We start from the raw sequence: 17,616 nt of genomic DNA, 5'->3' as shown, positions 1-17,616 counted from the left end.
GGGGTCAGCGCGATCGACACCGACACGGCCCGCATCAGGGGCAGTCCGTCCTCGGCGTGCCAGGTCTCGAAGTCGGAGTGCCAGTAGAAGCCGCTGGCGCCGAAGCCGGGCTTCACGTTGATCCGCGATTGGTGGAGGTAGACGTCGGAGCGGAGGATCTGGCGGGCCCGGTCCACGAGCCGGGGGTCGCCCGCGAGCCGGGCGAAGACCTCGCTGATCCGGTGCACCTCGAAGACGGAGCGGATCTCCCGGGAGCGGGGTTCGACGATCGCCCGGGTGTCCTCGCGGATCTTCGGATCGGCCACCAACCGGTCCAGCTCCGCGCGGAGTTCGACGACCTCCTCGGGGGTGACGAGGGTGTCGACGGCGAAGAAGCCGTTGCGCTCGTAGTCCTCCAGCTCGCGCGGCCAGAACGGCCCCGGCGTGCCGGGCTCGGACCAGACGACGGGCTCCTTGCGGTAGACGAGGGCCTCCTCGGTGCCGCGGGTGGGGTACGGGTCGACGGGGCGGGCGGGGGCGGTGGTCATCGCGGTGCTGGCCTTTCTCGTACGTACGGGGAGGGGAGGGCGGTCGGAGTGGGGCGTCAGGCGGTGTGGCGGACGGCGCGAGCGAGGATGCCGAGGCCCTCGTCCAGCTCGTCGTCGGTGACGGTCAGCGGTGGCAGCAGCTTGACGACCTCGTCGCGCGGCCCGGACGTCTCCACGAGCAGTCCCAGCTCGAAGGCGCGCCGGCAGACGGCCCGGGCCCGCTCTTCGTGCAAGAATTCCAGCCCCCATACCAGGCCGCGGCCCCGGTACGAGATCCCGAGGCGCTCATGCCCTGCTGTGAGCTCGCGCAGGGCGCTCTCGACGCGTCCGGCCTGGCGGAGGGTGCGGTCGCGCAGGGTGCCGTCCCGCCAGTACGTGTCGAGGGCGGCGGTGGCGGTGACGAAGGCCGGGTTGTTGCCCCGGAAGGTGCCGTTGTGCTCGCCGGGCTCCCACACGTCGAGCTCGTCGCGGAACAGGCAGAGGGACAGGGGCAGGCCGTAGCCGCTGATGGACTTGGAGAGCGTGACGATGTCCGGGGTGATGCCGGCCTCCTCGAAGGAGAAGAAGTCGCCGGTGCGCCCGCAGCCCATCTGGATGTCGTCGACGATCAGCAGCATGTCGCGGCGGCGGCACAGGTCGGCGAGGCCGCGCAGCCACTCGGCGCGCGCCACGTTGATCCCGCCCTCGCCCTGGACCGTCTCGACGATCACGGCGGCCGGGTGGTCGAGGCCGGAACCGGAGTCCTCCAGGAGCCGCTCGAACCAGAGGAAGTCCGGGGTCCGGCCGCCGAGGTAGTGGTCGAACGGCATTTGGGTGGTGTGCGTCAGCGGCACGCCCGCCCCGGCGCGTTTGCCGGCGTTGCCGGTGAGTGCGAGGGAGCCGAGCGACATGCCGTGGAAGGCGTTGGTGAAGGAGACGACCGTCTTGCGGCCGGTGACCTTGCGGGCCAGCTTCAGTGCCGCCTCGACGGCGTTGGTGCCGGTCGGGCCCGGGAACATCACCTTGTACGGCAGGCCGCGGGGCGCGAGGACGGCCGAGCGGAAGGTCTCCAGGAACCGCCGCTTCGCCGTCGTCGACATGTCGAGGCCGTGGGTGATGCCGTCGCTCCCGAGGTAGTCGAGGAGCGAGCGCTTCAGCGCGGGGTTGTTGTGGCCGTAGTTGAGGGACCCGGCGCCGGCGAAGAAGTCGAGGAAGGGGCGGCCGTGCTCGTCGAAGAGGCGGCTGCCCGTGGCGCGTTCGAAGACGGTGGGCCAGGCGCGGCAGTAGCTGCGCACCTCCGACTCGACGGTCTCGAAGACGGTGGGTTCGGTGTCGGCGATGAGCGTCATGCGGGACTCCAGTGAGGGGGCGAAGGGGGCTGGGTCAGAAGGACAGCGGCGCGATGCGGTGCAGCACCTCGGCCTCGTGGCCGGGCGCCGGGAAGGCGGCGGACGGGAAGAGGACCGTCCGGCTCACCCGGGCGCCGTGCCGCCGGGCGTAGGCGCCGAACAGGCGCTCCGACGCGAGGTTGCCTGGGGTGATGGTCGTCTCGACGGCGTCGAGCGGGTACGTGCCGGCGACGCGCTCCGAGAGGTGGTCGAGCAGCGCCCCGGCGATGCCGCGGCCCCGGTGCGCGGCGTCCACGGCGACCTGCCACACCAGCAGCGTCCCCGGCGCGTCGGGCCGGAGGTAGCCGGTCACGAAGCCCAGCGGCCGGCCGTCCGCGTCGCGGGCGACGGCCGAGGTCTCGGCGAAGTCCCGGCACCACAGGAGGTAGCTGTAGGAGGAGTTGACGTCCAGTCCCCCGGATTCCCGTGCCAGCCGCCAGAGTTGGGCGCCATCGCCGACCCGCGGCCGTCCGATGGTCCATTTCCGAGCAGAGACCGGCGCTTCGTCCCGGACGCGTTCCGGTGCTGTGTGAGCTGTGGTCATGGGCGCCGAAGTTACCCAGCGCAGTCGACAACTTCTTGGACTGCAGAGGTTCCGTAAGGTGCTGAGATTGTGGTAAAGGCGGGGTGCCCGGCAATCCTCTCGTCGGCTGTGAGGGTGAGATTCAGGGGTCGATACAACCCCTTAATTGGACAAAGCTTTCCCATGTAACGAAAAAGTAATATCTTTGCGTTGTGCCACTTTTGCTACCTGAGTGTTACCGCATCGTCGGCCCGATGGGGGTTTGGCTGGCGGAGGGCGGGTTAAGGGTCTTGCTTTCCTTGCGAATGGCTGTCCCGGCCATGGGGAGACGCATCGAGAGAGCTGGACGAAGAGGGTGGTTTTCATGAATCCCCGGATGTCGTCGGTACTCGGCCGCCATCCCGCGGCCATGGCCTCGAGCGAGGCGAGAGAACAGCTGGCGGCCTGCATCGATTCGTGTCTCGTCTGCGCGCAGATCTGTAAGACATGCGCGGATGCATGTCTGGGGGAGGATGGGGTGAAGGGCCTGGTCGGCTGTGTGCGGCTCGATCTCGACTGCGCCGAAGCCTGCTACGCCACGGCGTCCGTGCTGTCGCGCGCGTCCGGCGGTCTCGACAGGGTCACTCGAGACCTCCTGAGGGTCTGCTCCGACGTCTGTGCGGCATGCGCCGACATGTGTGCGGGCCACGCGGAGGAGTACGCGCACTGTCTGGTCTGCGCCGAAGCCTGCCGGGACTGTCAGCACGCGTGCAAGGACCTTCTGGAGGTCCTGCCCTGACCGCGGATGTCTGGGCTTGCCGCGGTGCTTACCTCGGCTCGTCGGACTTCAGCCGCACGAAGGGGATCTGCTTGCCGGCCGACCGGAAGCCGATGGTGTGTCCGTCGTCGATGGGAAATCCCATGTAGCGGCAGAGCGTCCGTGCGGCGCGGGGATGACGGCGGGCGTACTCGGTCATGATCCTCGCGCCCTCCTCGGGGATGGGGAACTGGGCCGTCACGACGTGGTAGCCACGCCCGAACTGGATCGTCGCTTGGGGCGTGTGGCGCAGATTGCGGTACCACTGGGCCTTCGGCCCGAAACCGGAGGCGACGGTCCAGGTGTCTTGGTGGCGGTCCCGGGCGACTACTTCCAGGACCACCTCGCGCGATCGGCCCGACTGTCGACCGGTGCGGATCAACAGGAGCAGCCGCCCGCCGAACAAGGGGCCGAGGCCGGCGCGGAAGAGATGGATCGGTGAACGGAAGAGCAATCTTCTCCAGCCGACGGGAGGACGTGGGCGCTGGGGGGAGGTGGGCATGTGGCTGGCCTCCGGGTGTGACAGCTGGCCTCGATACGCCATGGACGCGGTTCGGTAACGTCCCGGCATCGGCTATTTCGCGACGCAAAAAAACTATTGCATAGTCTCAACGTGGGGCCGGGAGCACGACTGAGCACAAGGCTTCTCGGCGCCGCGCAGTACGCGGGCAACCCTCCGTGGTGGTTGGTGGCCGAGGGCTTCTTCGTCGCTTCTGTCGCGACCCTGCTCGTCGGCGGGGCGGGCGCCGCCGACGTTCTGGTCGGTGTGACCTCGTCCCAGGCGGAGGCGGCTGTTTTGGTGGCGACAGCTGCCGTGGCGCTGTACCTGCTGTTCCTTCGCGCAGGCCATCTGCTGGTCGCCCTCCTCGTGGCCGTCGGTTTCCTCCTCTCCCCGGCCCTTTCGACGCTCGCCGCCGACGCGGTTCTGTCGGGTGCCGGCCGGACCCGGGACGTGGTGGTGACCGCGGTCGCTCACGAGCCGCTCGACCGCCCTGCCTACCGGTGCTCCGTCCGGCTGCAGGACGGCTCCCCCGTACGGCAGAGGTTGTGGCGCGGGTGTGGACCCGAGGTGGTGCCGGGCGACCTGATCGGCATGGTCTACGACCCCGGCGACAGGGTCGCCCCGAGGGGACTCGAAGGACGTGGCCCCCTGCTGCGGAGACTGGCCTGGACGACCGTCCTGCTGCTCGTCTTCGCGGCCGTCTCCTTCGTCGCCGTTGTGCGGTCCTATCGTGTCTCGTCCGTGGGGTCGGACCAGCCCAGGGGCAGCGGATCGGCATCCCCCGCCCGGTAGGGCGGTTCCTGGCCGGCCGAGTTGAAGGCGGCGAGCGCGTTGACGAGGGCGCTGCGCTGGGCGGGGTCGAGCCGGCGCAGGATGCCCGTGATCTCGTCCCTGCGCCGCGTGGTCACATGCTGGACGACGCGCTCACCCTCGGACGTCAGGCTCTGCATGGTCTCGCGCCTATTGCCGGGATTGGTGCGGCGGCTCACCAGGCCGGCCGCGATCATCCGGTCCACCATCCGCATGGCGGTGGAAGGCTGGACCCCGAGGTGCTCGGCCAGCGTCACCAGCTTCGACGGCCCGTGGGTGGACAGCACCACGAGCATCCTGAACTGGGGCAGGGTGATGCTCTCCTCGACCGTCGCCAGTGACCGCGCCGACACGGCCACCAGAAGTCGTGAAGCCGTGAGCACGGCGCGCGTGACGGCCTCGATGTCGTCCGGCGCCGGCTCGGCCCCCGCGTGCTTCTGCATGCGACCTTTCTACCCTGCGAGGCGCGGCTGTCCGTCATGACCTCCCACTCGCTCGCCCTGCGGGCGGTAGCGCAACAGAAGCAAGGCGGCGTCGTCCCCGAGCGGCCCTTCGGTGTGACTGACGAGGTCCCCGTGAAGCCTCTCCAGGGCGAGCTCGGGGCTTTCCGCGTCCAAGAGGCTGAGCCGGTCGACCAGCGGGTAGAACGTTCCCCGCCGGTCACGGGCTTCGACGACGCCGTCCGTGTACAGCAACAGCTGGTCACCCGGAGCGAACTTTCCTGTCAGTGGTTCCGGGCTTTCTGTCCCGTCGAGCCCCAGGCCCAGCGGCGGTGCGGGCGTACCCGGCTCGAGGAATCGGGCCGTACCGGCGGAACCGAGCAGCAGGGGCGCGGGATGACCGTAGTTCAGCAGCGTCATGGTCCGGTCCGGCCGTACCTCCGCGATCACCGCGGTGACGAACCGCTCGCCCTGCAGAGTCCGGTCCATCGCCCGCTCCAGCCTTGTGCTCACCCCCACCAGCTCCGGCTCGTCGTGGGCCGCTTCCCGAAAGGCGCCCAGCACGTCCGCCGCCGTCTCCACCGCGTCGAGCCCCTTGCCCTGTACGTCTCCGACGATGACCCGCACGCCTCCGGGAAACGTCACCACCTCATAGAGGTCTCCTCCGATGCGCGCCTCCGCGACGGCCGCCGTGTACGAGACGGCCACGAGGAGCTCGCCGGCCTGGCGCGGTACGGGGCGCAGGAGAACCCGCTGCGCGACCTCCGCGATCGAGCGGACGCTGGCCAGTTCCGCCTCCCTGCGGCGACGCGTCACCGCTGCGGCCAGGCCGGCGGCGGTCACTCCGGCCACCGAGATGAGTGCCGTCGTGCCGCGCCGCCCGGGAAACAGTCCGTCGTACCAGCCCAGGGCGAGGCAGAGGATCAGGGCCAGGCTCCCGACGAGGGCGGTGCGGGCCGGTCCACCGGTGAGCCCCGCGAAGGCGGGCCCCAGTGCCACCAGCGGCAACAGACCGACTGTGGGGCCGGCGGCGACGTCCGCCACCAGAGTGACCCCCATGACGATGTAGGGAAGGAGTGACAGAACCCGGGTTCCGGACGGCTGCTGGTTGGACAAGGCGTTCCCCCGGAAGGTGCTCTTCACTCATGGCTACCTTTAGCCTATGCAACGATTGTGTGGGCGGAGACGGCCGTCCCCGCCGGTTACCGAATCGATGAATCGTCCACCGCTTCGCTTCTGTCGGCAGGCGGCCGGTGGGGGTCGGGGGCCGCGCGGGTCAGTAGGTACGGATCGGGGCTCTGAGTAGGGTGTTCACCGCTGAGCTGGTGGACGGGGTGATGGCCAAGCACGACCGGATCGAGCGGCGCCACCGGCTTCTGTCGGCGAGGCGGGTCGTGTGCTTCGTCCTGGCGCCGTGTCTGTGCCAGGACGGCACGGAAGATGCCGACGAGTCGATGGGCGAGTGACCGATGCGCAAGAAGTGGCTGCCGCTGACCGCAGTGCGGACGGGACCAGGTCGAGCCGCTCCCGGACCGGAGGAACGGTGAGCGAGGAGCCGGTCTTCGTCAGGAGCGGTTGGGGAACCGGCCGGTACGTCTACAACCACCGCAACCCGGTCGGACGCGCACTCATCGTCCTGGCGCCGCTCATCGCGCTCGGCGGGCTGTACGGAGTGCGGGCCGAGTCGACCTGGAGCGAGGGCGAGCTCCGCGACGCCGTCCACCAGGGCGTCGCGGACCTGGACGGCAAGGCGCACTACACGACTCTCGCGGGCGACCGCGGATTCCTGATCGCCGAGGCGATCCAGGAGAGCGGTATCGGGCCCAGGTACGGCATCGAGACGGACAAGGAGGAGGACGGCGACTACACCGTCGGCACCGAGGAAACCGACACCGAGTACTGCGTCCGCGTCACTCTGACCCCGGACCCGGAGCCGCCCGTGGTCTTTCCGGGAACCGAGGACCTGCTCCCACCCGGCCCCGACATGCTCGCCTTCTACGTCTCCCCGCGACCTTCGACGAGGGCGCTTGCCGCTGACACCGGTCTCGGCGCCCGTGCTGCTCGTGGCGCATCGGTTGGGCGGTAACCTCCTTGCATGCATGACTGGTTGAGACGGACCTCGGCGCCTCTTCTGTGGGCTGCGCTGTGGCTGGCCATGACCGCGTTCTGGTGGATCGGCGGTCAGTTCACGGAGGAGCCGAAGTCTCTGGTCCTGTGTGCTGTCTGGGGTGGCGTTCCGATAGTCGTGGTGATGCTGCGCGAGTACTTCCGGTCGTTCGCTGAGGGGGACGGAGTCGGTTCGAGCGACAGGTCCCGGGATCAGGAAGGCCGGTGATCACGTACCGGCTCGTCGCCCGCGTGACGATGCCGTGGGCGTCGGAGCGGCTCCGTGAGAGGGGCCGACTCGATGGAGCCGGGATGTGGGACAACCTCAGAAGTCCGTACTGATGACGGAAGCCTTACGTCACGGCATGGGTGCCCCCGCGGTGCGGAACCTGCCCCTAACGTCGCACCATGCGCGTACTCGTCACCGGAGGAGCCGGGTTCATCGGCTCGCACATCGTCACGGAACTGCTCTCGGCGGGTCACGAGCCCGTCGTCCTGGACGCGCTGCTGCCCAGCGCTCATCCCACTGCCCCAGCGCCCTCGCCGGTGGAGTTCCTGCACGCGGACGTCCGGGACCCGCGGGCGGTACGGTCCGCGTTGGACGGGGTGCAGGCGGTCTGTCACCAGGCGGCCATGGTCGGCCTGGGCAAGGACTTCGCCGACGCCCCTGACTACGTCGGCTGCAACGACCTGGGGACCGCGGTGCTGCTCGCGGCGATGGCGGAGACCGGTGTGCGACGTCTCGTCCTCGCCGGTTCCATGGTCGTGTACGGGGAGGGACGCTACGAGTGCCCCGGCCACGGTCCCGTACGGCCGGGGCCCCGGCGCGCCGAGGACCTGGCGGCGGGATCCTTCGAGCCCCGGTGCCCTGCGTGCGGCGCCGAACTCGCCCCGGGGCTCGTCCGGGAGGACGCGCCGGCCGATCCCCGGAACGTGTACGCGGCGACGAAGCTGGCCCAGGAGCATCTGGCCGCGTCCTGGGCCCGCTCGGTGGAAGGGACGGCCGTCTCCCTGCGCTACCACAACGTGTACGGGCCGGGCATGCCCCGTGACACCCCCTACGCGGGCGTGGCGTCGCTGTTCCGCTCGGCCCTCGCACGCGGCGAGGCGCCCCGCGTCTTCGAGGACGGCGGACAGCTCCGGGACTTCGTCCACGTACGGGACGTCGCCGCGGCGGACGTGCTGGCGCTGGAAGCCGTCGCCGACCTGCCCGCGGGGGTGCTCACCCCGTACAACGTCGGCAGCGGGGAGCCGCACACGGTGGGCGAGATGGCCACCGCCCTGGCCCGCGCCCACGGGGGCCCGGGGCCCGTGGTGACGGGGGAGTTCCGACTCGGTGACGTCCGGCACGTCACCGCCGACTCGACCCGGCTGCGGCACGACCTCGGCTGGCTGCCGGAGGTCGGCTTCGCCGAGGGGATGGAGGAGTTCGCCCGGGCCGCGCAGCGGGCTTCCGCCGCCGTGGTCTGACGCCGTGGGCTGACCCGCGCGCTCAGCCGGCGGCGGCCGGAAGGACGACTTCGAAACGGCACCCTCCGGGAACGTTGCGCACCGCGGCGCTGCCCGAGTGGGCCTCGACGATGCCCCTCACGATCGCGAGCCCCAGCCCCGCCCCCGCGGGAGGGGTGCGCGCCTCGGTGCCGCGCCAGCCGGTGTCGAAGACCCTGGGCAGGTCCTCGTCCCGGATGCCTCCGCAGCCGTCGGTGACCGACAGGACGACGGTGTCCTCGCGCCGCTCGGCGGCCACCGCCACCGTGCCGTCGGGCGGGGTGTGGCGGATGGCGTTGACGAGGAGGTTGGCCAGGACACGGGTCATCTCCTTCCCGTCCACCTCGACGGGCACCGCCTGGACCGCCTCTCCCGAAAGGCGTACGCCGTGCTCGCGGGCGAGCGGATCGGCGCCGCCGAGCGCGTCACCGACCAGGTCGTAGACGGAGAGCCTGCTCGGAGTGAGGGTGAGCGCACCGGCGTGGATCCGGGAGAGTTCGAAGAGGTCGGTCACCATGGCGGCGAGGCGGTCGACCTCGGTACGGATCTGCCGGTGGTAGCGGTCGGGGTCGGCCGCCACACCGTCCTCCAGCGCCTCCGCCATGGCCCGCAGCCCGGCGAGAGGCGTGCGCAGGTCGTGGGAGATCCAGGCGACGAGCTCCCGTCGGGACGCCTCCAGCGCGCGTTCACGGCGACGGGACTCGTCCAGCTTGGCACTCGTCGCGGCCAGTTCGAGGGTGAGGGCGGCGAGTTCGGCGGTGGCGGTGCCACGGGGGGCGGAGAAGCTTCCTCCGTCGCCGAAGTCCCGCGCCGCCTTCGTCAGGGCGTGGCTGCGGGCCACCACCCACCGTCCGAGGAGAAGCGCGACGGCCAGCGAGACGAGGGCGGCCATGGCGACGACGACGGTGACGACCCACAGGTCGTGGGCGGACAGGAACATCGCCTGGGCGACGGCCAGCGTTCCGGCGAGCATCGCCGTCACGGTGACGGCGGCGACCACGGCCAGGGAGACCGCGACCGAGCGGTGGCGCACGAGCCGGAGGACGACCGCGCCCGCGAGCCCGGCGCACGAGGCCCCCAGAAGGGCGAAGAGGGCGATGAGCAGGACGTCCTTCACGCCGTCCCCTCCTCGTTCTCCGGCTCGAAGCTGTAGCCGAGGCCCCACACGGTACGGATGAAACGGGGCCGGGCCGGATCGTCCTCGATCTTGGCCCGGAGCCGTCGCACGTGGACGGTGACGGTGGACAGGTCGCCGAAGTCCCAACCCCACACCTCCCGCATCAGTTCCTCCCTGCCGTGCACGGTGCGCGGACGGCTCAGGAAGTACGCGAGCAGGTCGAACTCCCTGAGGGTGAGGGCGAGTTCTCGCCCCGCCCGGGTGGCGCGGCGGGTCACGGGATCCGCGGTGATGTCTCCGCCCCGCAGCGGGGGCCCCGGATCCGCCGGGGCGGTGGCCGTACGGGTCCGCCGCAGCACGGACTCGACCCGCAGCACCAGTTCGCGCGGGCTGAACGGCTTGGTGACGTAGTCGTCCGCGCCCATCTCCAGGCCGGTGATGCGGTCGTCCTCGTCGCCGCGGGCCGTCAGCATGATCACCGGCACGGGTCTGTGCGCACGCAGCCGCCGGCACACCTCCAGGCCGTCCAGGCCGGGCAGCATCAGATCGAGCACGACCAGGTCCGGCCACCGCCGCTCCGCCCGCAGCAGCGCGTCGGGGCCCTCGGCCGCGTGCTCGACGGAGCAGCCCGCCCGCTCCAGGTAGCCGCCGACCACCTCGGCCACCGTGGGGTCGTCGTCCACCACCAGGATCCGGGCGGGTGCGGTCGGGGTGTCGTGCTCGCTCATGGCGTTCACCCTCGCACCCTCCTGCCGCCGACGGCCACGCCCACCCGGGGGACGCTTCCCGATGTCCGCGTTTCGTAAGGAGTGAAAGGGCCTGAAAACCGTCCGCGATTCCTACGGTGAGACGTGTGACACCCATGACCGCAGATGTCGTCCTGCCCTGCCTCGACGAAGCCGAGGCCCTCCCCTGGGTCCTGTCCCGGATTCCCGCCGGTTGGCGGCCCATCGTCGTCGACAACGGCTCCACCGACGGATCGGCCGCGCTCGCCGCAGACCTCGGGGCCACGGTGGTGCGCGAGCCCCGGCGCGGGTTCGGGGCCGCCTGCCAGACCGGGCTGCTCGCGGCGGAGGCCGAGTTCGTGTGCTTCTGCGACTGCGACGCCTCCCTCGACCCCGCCCTGCTGCCCGGCCTCGTCCGCTCCGTGGCCGACGGCTCCGCCGACCTGGTCCTCGGCCGCCGCCGCCCCACCGGGCGAGGAGCCTGGCCGGCCCACGCCAGGGCGGGGAACCTCGCCCTCTCCCGGCTGCTGAAACGCCGCACCGGGCTGCGGCTGCGCGACCTGGGACCGATGCGCGCCACCCGCCGCGAAGCCCTCCTGGACCTTGACCTCTCGGACCGCCGCAGCGGCTACCCGCTCCAGATGGTGGTACGGGCCGCCGACGCCGGCTGGAGCGTGCGCGAGGTCGACGTGCCGTACCGGCCCCGGGCGGGCCGCTCGAAGGTCACCGGCACCTGGAAGGGCACCTGGCAGGCTGTGACCGATATGCGCCGCGTGCTCGACGAGCCCGTCGCCGTGGGAGGTGGCCGCCCGTGACCACCCTCCTGGTCATCGCGAAGCAGCCGCTGCCGGGCCGCGTGAAGACCCGCCTCACGCCTCCGTTCACCCCGGAGGAGGCGGCCTCCCTCGCCGAGGCGGCTCTCGCGGACACTCTCACCGCCGCGGCGCGCGTCCCGGCCGCACGGCACGTCCTCGTGCTCGACGGCGCACCGGGGCCGTGGCTGCCGCCCGGCTTCCAGGTCGTCCCCCAGGTGGCGGGCGGACTCGACGTCCGGCTCGCGGCCGCGTTCGCCGCCTGCGACGGTCCTGCGCTCCTGGTCGGCATGGACACCCCGCAGATCACCCCGGAAATCCTCGCCCCAGCCCTGTGCTGGGAGGCGCACGACGCCTGGTTCGGCGCCGCCGTCGACGGGGGTTTCTGGGCCCTCGGCCTCGCCGTTCCCGATCCCGCCCTCCTGCTCGGCGTCCCGATGTCCCGCCCCGACACCGGAGCCGTGCAGCACGCGCGGCTGAGGGCGGCCGGCCTGAGGACCGGTTCGCTGCCCGTCCTGTGTGACGTGGACACCGCGCGGGACGCCCGGTACGTCGCGGCTGAGGCATCGTGGACGCGTTTCGCGGCCCGGCACGCCCGCCTCACGGCTTCGACAGCGGGGACGGCGTCGTGACCACGACGGCGTGGCGCGCAGATCCGTACGCCGATGCCCTGCGCACCGGGCGGGGGCCGCTGTTCCTGCGGCGTGACGACGGCTGGCTGCTGCCCCTGGAGGTCGAGCGCTGGTGCGAGGAGCCGGACTCCGCGGACCGGTCCGTCCTGGCACGGTGCGGGCACCGGGTCCTCGACATCGGCTGCGGTCCCGGACGGCTCGTCGCCGCCCTCACCTCCGACGGCCGTCGGGCCCTGGGCATCGACGTCAACCCGGAGGCAGTGTCCCGTACGGAGAGGGCGGGCGGCGCAGCCCTGTGCAGGTCCGTCTTCGAGGAGCTGCCGGAGGAGGGCCGCTGGGACACGGCCCTCCTCATCGACGGGAACATCGGCATCGGCGGCGATCCCGCCCGCTTGCTGCGGCGGTTGCGCCGGATCGTGTCCCGCACCGGTCGCGTCCTCGCCGAATGCGCGCCCGTCGACGTCGACGAGCGCTGCGAGGTGCGGGTCGACGACGGCCGTGGCGGCAGGGGAGAGCCGTTCCCGTGGGCCCGGATGGGGATCCGGGCCCTCTCCGACCAGGCGGCCGAGACCGGATGGAGCGTGTCCGATGGCTGGACGGCTGCAGGACGCTCTTTCCTGTCCCTCGTGCCTCAGCCCTCGGTACCGACTCGCCGTTGAGACCGCCGCCGCCACAGGCGCGCGAGGTGCAGCAGCCCCGCGCCCGTGGCCACGGCCGCCAGCACGATCGCGAGGTTCCGTCCGTAGGGGAGGGGCAGCGCCGACGGATTGGGCGGCGGACCGGGCCGCAGGAGGAGCGGCAGCGTCACCAGTACCACGCTGCCGGCGATCACCAGAGCCCCGCGCCACAGGCCCCGTCCGGGTCGTCTGGCGATCAGCAGGCCGACGGTCAGGACCAGCGGGGCGAGGACGCCGTCGTGGACGACGAGTGCCCCGGCCAGCCACACCAGTACGACGCCCGGGGCTGGTTCGGCCGTCACCAGCCAGGCCCCCAGGCCGATCAGGCCGACCCCGAGACCGCCGACCGCGTAGCGCAACACCTGAGACGGGCTCACAGCACCTCCAGGCGGTGTACCCACTTGGTCTGCAGGACCCCCGGCCGGTTGGGGGCGATGATCCGGGCAGGGAAGCCGTGGTCGAGCGAGAGCTGCTGCCCGTTGAGCGTGAGGGCGAGGAGGGTGAGCGGATCGTCCACGTACTCCGCACCCATCTCCATCACCCGATAGGCGCCCCGGGCCTCCAGCGAAGTCACCCGCAGGGCGTCCCGGCCCGGCCGCCCGCCGGCCCTCTCCACCAGGTCCCGCACCCGCACCCCACCCCAGTCCGCGTCGACGCTCCAGCCCTCGACACAGGCGATCGGCAACCGGGCCCGGGCGGCAGCCATCGTCCGCAGTTCGCCGAGGCCGAGGACGTAGGACTGTGGACCCACGACCTCCAGTCGCCATCGTGCCAGGCCGTCGGCCGAGACACCGGCCGCGGCGGCCGTCCGGTTCACCGGCAGGCCCTGGGGGCCGTGGTCGGGGCTGCGGGGCGCGAGCAGATCGAGCGCCTTGAGGGGGGTGACGGACTGACCGACCGTCGTCAGCGTCACCACACCGACCGCCCCGCCCACGGCGAGGAGCAACGAACGCCGGTCGGCGACGTCCTCGGCCGGCAACGCGCGTGTTCTGCTCGACCGTCCGCTCCAATGGGCCCGGATCTCGGGTGCCTTGACCGCGACGTGCAGCAGGATCGAGCCGGCCACGACCCAGGCGACGGCGAAGTGCACCGGTACGAAGGAGAACGACCAGGGGTACCACTCGACGATGTTGAGCAGCCCGGTCACCACCTGGAAGACGGCGGTGGCCACCAGGACGGCGATCGAGAGGCGCTCCAGTGCGTGTCGTACGGACCGGACCGGCGGCCACACGAACAGCCGCGGGTACACCGCCCAGAGCTTGACCGGGAGCAGCACGAGCGCGGCGATGCCGACGGCCACGTGCACGCCCTGGGTGAGCCGGTAACCCCACACCGGCCGTGCGGGCAGGCGGTCGGCGAGCCAGCCCGGCGGGTGCTGGAGGTAGTGACTGACGAGACCGGTCAGCAGGCAGACGCCGAAGGCGGCACCGAGCCACCGGCCCACCGCCGTCGCCGTCCTGGCGTCGTGCAGCCGGCCGCCGAAGGAGGGTGGCCGTACCGTGGACAGGAACCGGCTCGGCGGTTTGGGCACGCGGAAGGTCATGCCGTCCATGACACCCCCGGGAAGGGCCGCGGGAGCGGTTCGACACCTTACGGAACTCGAACGTCCCGCCGGGTCGCCTCCCTGGGAGGACGGCGCCCTGCCAGGCTGTGGGTGTGATCCGCAACCGCCCCGTCGTCGTCGCCACCCTCCTGCTCACGACCCTGACCGCCCTCCTCGTCGCCCTTCTGCACGGAAACGCGCGCGGCGCCGGTCTCCTGGCCGGATACGCGGGGGCATGGGTGTTGTTCGCGGCGGCCGTCGTCGCCCTGCGCCGGGTCCCAGACCGGTCGGCCCTCCGGCTCCTCGTCGCCGGGGCGATCGCGGTCACGGCCACCGGCCTGACGGCGGCGCCGGCCACGAGCACCGACTCCTACCGGTACGCGTGGGACGGGCGAGTACAGGCCTCCGGATTCTCCCCGTACGACCACGCACCGAACGACTCGGCACTCCTCGAACTCCGTGACGCGTGGCTCTTCCCCGACGCCGCGGCCTGCGCGCGGAGCGAACCCGACCTCGCCCCACTGGACGACGGCCTGTGCACCCGCATCAACCGGCCCACGGTCCACACCATCTACCCGCCGACCGCCGAGGCATGGTTTCTGCTGGTCCACGCCGTCTCACCGGACGGCGTCCGCCACAAGACACTCCAGACCGCCGCCGCCCTCCTCGCGCTGGCCGTCACGGCTCTGCTGGTCGTGATCACCCGCCGCCGGGGCGATCCCCACAGGGTCGCCCTGTGGGCCTGGTGCCCGGCCGTCCCCGTCGAAGCGGTCAACAACGCCCACGTCGACATCCTCGCGGTCCTCCTGTCCGTCGCCGCCCTGGCCGTCGTGGCACGCCACCGCGTCGCCGGCGGGGTGTTGCTCGGCCTGGCGGTCGCCGCGAAGATGCTGCCGGCCCTCCTCGTGCCGGGAACGCTGTCCGGAGCAAAACGGCCGCGCGCGGTCCTGGCGGTCCTGCTTCCCGCGGTGGCCACCGTCGGAGCGCTGTACCTGCCGTACGTCCTGCTCTCCCGGGAATCCGTCTTCGGGTACCTGAGCGGCTACGCACGAGAGGAGGGATACGACGAGGCGGCCGCGAGCGGCCGGTACGACCTGCTCCGACTCGTCCTGCCCGACGCGTGGGCCGTTCCGGCCGTCGTCCTCGTCATGGTGGCGGTGGCGCTCACTGTCTGGTCGCGTGGAGATCCCGAACGCCCCTGGAGCGGCGCCCTGGTGACCACAGGGACCGCCTTCCTCCTGCTGACCCCCGGCTACTCCTGGTACGCCCTCCTCCTGGTCGCGCTCGTCGCCCTGGACGGCCGCTGGGAGTGGCTGGGCGTGGCCCTCGCCGGTGCCACCGCCTACCTCGCGACGCCCCTGGCGGGGCAAGGGACGGCCACCACCGCCTACGGGATCGCGGCGGCGGCGGTCTGCGCCGGCTGGTGGACACGACGACGCGCTGAGGGCGCAGTTCCCGATACGGCACGTCCCCACCCTCGCCCACGGCCCTGTGACGAACCGACCACCCATCCCACGGAGACACGAAACCATGCATGAACGCCCCGGCGGCAACCCGACGGCCGACATCGCGATCATCGGCGGAAGCGGCTTCTACGAACTGCTGGAACCGACCCACCGGGTCGAGGTGACCACCCCGTACGGCCCGCCCTCCGACGCCGTGACCATCGGCACCGTGGGCGGCCGTGCGGTGGCCTTCCTCCCCAGGCACGGCGCCACTCACGCCCTCCCGGCCCACCGCATCAACTACCGCGCCAACCTGTGGGCCCTCCGCTCGCTGGGCGTCCGGAGGATCCTCGCGCCCTGTGCCGTCGGATCCCTGCGCGACGACCTCGGCCCCGGCAGCGTGGTGGTCCCCGACCAACTGGTGGACCGCACGATGGGACGTGCGCAGACGTTCTACGACCACGGCGCGGTGCACGTCTCCTTCGCGGACCCGTACTGCGAGACGGGCCGGACCGCCGTTCTCAAGGCGGCGAGTGAGAGCGGGGAGGAGGTCCACGACGGCGGAGTGATGGTTGTCGTGGAAGGCCCTCGCTTCTCGACTCGGGCGGAGTCGCGGTGGTTCGCCTCCGCGGGATGGTCGCTGGTCAACATGACGGGGCATCCTGAGGCGGCGCTCGCACGCGAACTCGCGCTCTGCTACACCTCCGTGGCCCTCGTGACCGACTACGACGCCGGGGTGGCGCGCGGGGAGGGCGTCTCGCAGCAGGAGGTCTTCAGGGCGTTCTCGGCGAACGTCCGACGATTGAAGGACCTCGTCCTCCGTACCGTCCGAAGCATGGAGTCCGAGAGGGAGTGCGCCTGCTCCACGGCGCTCGACGGCATGGAGCTGCCCTTCGAGCTGCCGTGAGGAAGCCGCACTCCACCACTGACGGACAGCCCGGGTAAGGCGTCCGCTGAGGAGCCCGTGCCTCGCGGACGGAGCCTGGTACCCGGTGTCGACGGACACAGCCTGTTCGTCCACCACGATCCTGTCCGGGCGTCGCCGAATCCACTACGTCCGAGCTCATGCCCCCACTTCAAGCGGAGGGGCGAGGTCGCGCGGTGCCGAGAGGGTGGTGGCCAGTGCCGGCTGCCTGACCCGGTCGCACGCGTCGTCGAGCCTAGCTGGTCCAGCGTCGCTGCTCGTCCTCCGGCGCCTGCCCGGCAGTCTGCAGCGTCAGACATGCCCGATAGGGTCCCCGCGACGCTGGAATCCGGTAGCAGGAGGAAGCATGGCGAGGCGAATACGCGACGAGGCGTTCCGGATGGAACAGGAGCGGGGGCGCTACGCCCCCCACGTACGTCCGATCAATGAGATGGTCGACGCCTTGCGCGACCAGGACGGGCGTGGCTGGATGCCTCACGTCGCCCCCTGGCACGGGGGCGTGGAAGCGCGCGCCCTGTCGATCCTGCGGGACCCGGGCCCCAAGACGCAGGAGGGCGTCGGCTCGGGATTCCTTTGCATTGAGAACGACGATCCGACAGCGGAGCTTCAGGTCCAGCTCTTCGAAGGGGCCGGGATCGTGCCGAGAGACGTCACTCCCTGGAACGCCTACCCCTGGTACATCAACCGCTCGCCGAAGGCGGCCGAGATCCAGGCCGGCGCCGAGGTCCTGAAGCAGCTGCTGGAGCTGATGCCGAAGATCGAGGTCGTGCTCCTCCAGGGCAGCGAAGCCCAGGACGCGTGGCGCCGCCTGCTCAAGACGCACCCCGGAGCTGTCCGCGAACGGACTCTGAAGGTGGTCAGCACCTACCACCCGGGACGGCAGGCTCTCTTCACGCCGGACCCGGAGGAACGCGCACGCCGCGCGCAGCACAGAGTCGACTCCTGGCGGACCGTCGGTGACATGCTCCGCGGGGCGGCCGGGGAGCCGTGAGCTCCATCGGGCCCCCGCCGCGTACGCGCAAGGGAACCGCACAAGTCGTTGGAGAGTGGGGAGGGGTCTGCCGCACGAACGGGTGACATCTGATCTGGCTTGCCCTGTAGGGCAGGTGGGAAGGATGTCGCTGTGCCGAAGCCCTATCCGGAAGAGTTCCGCCAGGATGTCGTGCGGGTCGCGAGGAACC

At 71.4% G+C, this 17,616-nt stretch carries 22 protein-coding genes; 12 read left to right on the top strand and 10 right to left on the bottom strand.

All coding sequences use genetic code 11. From position 1 onward, the window contains the following. The 3 genes from IE287_RS37580 to ectA all read right to left on the bottom strand — a co-directional run. The coding region (locus tag IE287_RS37580) for a phytanoyl-CoA dioxygenase family protein (RefSeq protein ID WP_189853919.1) at positions 1-527 on the bottom strand (527 nt) is incomplete at its 3' end. A gap of 56 nt (positions 528-583) precedes the next feature. Next, the gene (gene ectB, locus IE287_RS37575) at positions 584-1,855 is read right to left on the bottom strand and encodes a diaminobutyrate--2-oxoglutarate transaminase (RefSeq protein ID WP_189853918.1); all 1,272 of its coding nucleotides are present in this window, start codon (positions 1,853-1,855) and stop codon (positions 584-586) included. Between the two features lie 34 nt (positions 1,856-1,889). Continuing rightward, the gene (gene ectA / locus IE287_RS37570; protein WP_189853917.1) at positions 1,890-2,438 is read right to left on the bottom strand and encodes a diaminobutyrate acetyltransferase; all 549 of its coding nucleotides are present in this window, start codon (positions 2,436-2,438) and stop codon (positions 1,890-1,892) included. A 343-nt stretch (positions 2,439-2,781) separates the two neighbouring features. Here ectA and IE287_RS39640 point away from each other — a divergent pair, with 343 nt between their 5' ends. Further along, entirely contained in the window at positions 2,782-3,195 is a 414-nt protein-coding gene (locus IE287_RS39640; RefSeq protein ID WP_189853916.1) for a four-helix bundle copper-binding protein, read from the top strand. A 28-nt stretch (positions 3,196-3,223) separates the two neighbouring features. On the opposite strand, the gene IE287_RS37560 is transcribed toward IE287_RS39640, so the two are convergent. Further along, the gene (locus IE287_RS37560; protein ID WP_189853915.1) at positions 3,224-3,715 is read right to left on the bottom strand and encodes a nitroreductase family deazaflavin-dependent oxidoreductase; all 492 of its coding nucleotides are present in this window, start codon (positions 3,713-3,715) and stop codon (positions 3,224-3,226) included. A 111-nt stretch (positions 3,716-3,826) separates the two neighbouring features. Here IE287_RS37560 and IE287_RS37555 point away from each other — a divergent pair, with 111 nt between their 5' ends. Continuing rightward, positions 3,827-4,507, top strand: coding sequence for a hypothetical protein (locus tag IE287_RS37555; RefSeq protein ID WP_189853914.1), 681 nt, complete (start codon positions 3,827-3,829; stop codon positions 4,505-4,507). On the opposite strand, the gene IE287_RS37550 is transcribed toward IE287_RS37555, so the two are convergent. Together IE287_RS37550 and IE287_RS37545 are read right to left on the bottom strand one after the other, a co-directional pair. Further along, entirely contained in the window at positions 4,441-4,968 is a 528-nt protein-coding gene (locus IE287_RS37550; protein ID WP_189853913.1) for a MarR family winged helix-turn-helix transcriptional regulator, read from the bottom strand. The genes IE287_RS37555 and IE287_RS37550 overlap by 67 nt on opposite strands. A gap of 9 nt (positions 4,969-4,977) precedes the next feature. Beyond that, entirely contained in the window at positions 4,978-6,024 is a 1,047-nt protein-coding gene (locus IE287_RS37545; protein WP_189853922.1) for a PP2C family protein-serine/threonine phosphatase, read from the bottom strand. A 230-nt stretch (positions 6,025-6,254) separates the two neighbouring features. Here IE287_RS37545 and IE287_RS37540 point away from each other — a divergent pair, with 230 nt between their 5' ends. From IE287_RS37540 to IE287_RS37525, 4 genes are all read left to right on the top strand, one after another. After that, positions 6,255-6,431: a transposase domain-containing protein gene (locus IE287_RS37540; RefSeq protein ID WP_308436921.1), complete on the top strand. Its 177-nt coding sequence runs from the start codon at positions 6,255-6,257 to the stop codon at positions 6,429-6,431. 77 nt (positions 6,432-6,508) lie between these two features. Then, positions 6,509-7,051: a hypothetical protein gene (locus IE287_RS37535; RefSeq protein ID WP_189853911.1), complete on the top strand. Its 543-nt coding sequence runs from the start codon at positions 6,509-6,511 to the stop codon at positions 7,049-7,051. 9 nt (positions 7,052-7,060) lie between these two features. Next, on the top strand, positions 7,061-7,300 hold the full coding sequence (locus IE287_RS37530; RefSeq protein ID WP_189853910.1) for a hypothetical protein: 240 nt from the start codon (positions 7,061-7,063) through the stop codon (positions 7,298-7,300). A 179-nt stretch (positions 7,301-7,479) separates the two neighbouring features. Next, positions 7,480-8,541 carry an NAD-dependent epimerase/dehydratase family protein gene (locus tag IE287_RS37525; protein WP_189853909.1) on the top strand — a complete coding sequence of 354 codons (1,062 nt, stop codon included), beginning with the start codon at positions 7,480-7,482 and terminating at the stop codon, positions 8,539-8,541. Between the two features lie 22 nt (positions 8,542-8,563). Here IE287_RS37525 and IE287_RS37520 read toward each other — a convergent pair whose 3' ends face one another. After that, the gene (locus IE287_RS37520) at positions 8,564-9,676 is read right to left on the bottom strand and encodes a sensor histidine kinase (protein ID WP_189853908.1); all 1,113 of its coding nucleotides are present in this window, start codon (positions 9,674-9,676) and stop codon (positions 8,564-8,566) included. Beyond that, on the bottom strand, positions 9,673-10,404 hold the full coding sequence (locus tag IE287_RS37515) for a response regulator transcription factor (RefSeq protein WP_189853907.1): 732 nt from the start codon (positions 10,402-10,404) through the stop codon (positions 9,673-9,675). Before IE287_RS37515 ends, IE287_RS37520 begins: the two co-directional genes overlap by 4 nt. Before the next feature lie 134 nt (positions 10,405-10,538). On the opposite strand from IE287_RS37515, the gene IE287_RS37510 reads away from it, so the two are divergent. Genes IE287_RS37510 through IE287_RS37500 form a run of 3 tightly spaced genes read left to right on the top strand, consistent with a single transcriptional unit; the run spans position 10,539 to position 12,504 of the window. After that, positions 10,539-11,216 (top strand): glycosyltransferase family 2 protein, encoded by a 678-nt coding sequence (locus tag IE287_RS37510; RefSeq protein ID WP_189853921.1) that lies wholly within the window; start codon positions 10,539-10,541, stop codon positions 11,214-11,216. Next, a complete protein-coding gene (locus IE287_RS37505; RefSeq protein WP_189853906.1) occupies positions 11,213-11,845 on the top strand; it encodes a TIGR04282 family arsenosugar biosynthesis glycosyltransferase in 633 nt (210 codons plus the stop codon). The genes IE287_RS37510 and IE287_RS37505 overlap by 4 nt, the downstream gene beginning before the upstream one ends. Further along, positions 11,842-12,504: a class I SAM-dependent methyltransferase gene (locus IE287_RS37500; RefSeq protein WP_189853905.1), complete on the top strand. Its 663-nt coding sequence runs from the start codon at positions 11,842-11,844 to the stop codon at positions 12,502-12,504. Before IE287_RS37505 ends, IE287_RS37500 begins: the two co-directional genes overlap by 4 nt. Here IE287_RS37500 and IE287_RS37495 read toward each other — a convergent pair. Then, positions 12,477-12,899, bottom strand: a complete 423-nt coding sequence (locus tag IE287_RS37495) for a hypothetical protein (protein ID WP_189853904.1) — start codon at positions 12,897-12,899, stop codon at positions 12,477-12,479. The genes IE287_RS37500 and IE287_RS37495 overlap by 28 nt on opposite strands. Beyond that, the gene (locus IE287_RS37490) at positions 12,896-14,065 is read right to left on the bottom strand and encodes a molybdopterin-dependent oxidoreductase (RefSeq protein ID WP_229884004.1); all 1,170 of its coding nucleotides are present in this window, start codon (positions 14,063-14,065) and stop codon (positions 12,896-12,898) included. Before IE287_RS37490 ends, IE287_RS37495 begins: the two co-directional genes overlap by 4 nt. Positions 14,066-14,178: 113 nt before the next feature. Between IE287_RS37490 and IE287_RS37485 the strand changes: the two genes are divergently transcribed. From IE287_RS37485 to IE287_RS37475, 3 genes are all read left to right on the top strand, one after another. After that, positions 14,179-15,603: a glycosyltransferase 87 family protein gene (locus tag IE287_RS37485; protein ID WP_229884003.1), complete on the top strand. Its 1,425-nt coding sequence runs from the start codon at positions 14,179-14,181 to the stop codon at positions 15,601-15,603. After that, positions 15,596-16,417 (top strand): S-methyl-5'-thioadenosine phosphorylase, encoded by an 822-nt coding sequence (locus IE287_RS37480; protein ID WP_189853902.1) that lies wholly within the window; start codon positions 15,596-15,598, stop codon positions 16,415-16,417. The genes IE287_RS37485 and IE287_RS37480 overlap by 8 nt, the downstream gene beginning before the upstream one ends. Positions 16,418-16,781: 364 nt before the next feature. Next, positions 16,782-17,426 (top strand): uracil-DNA glycosylase, encoded by a 645-nt coding sequence (locus tag IE287_RS37475; RefSeq protein ID WP_189853901.1) that lies wholly within the window; start codon positions 16,782-16,784, stop codon positions 17,424-17,426. Positions 17,427-17,616 lie beyond the last annotated feature (190 nt).

The sequence above is a fragment of the Streptomyces omiyaensis genome (genome assembly GCF_014650895.1).
Lineage (GTDB): Bacteria > Actinomycetota > Actinomycetes > Streptomycetales > Streptomycetaceae > Streptomyces > Streptomyces omiyaensis.
This window is presented reverse-complemented; position numbering and strand designations above follow the sequence as displayed.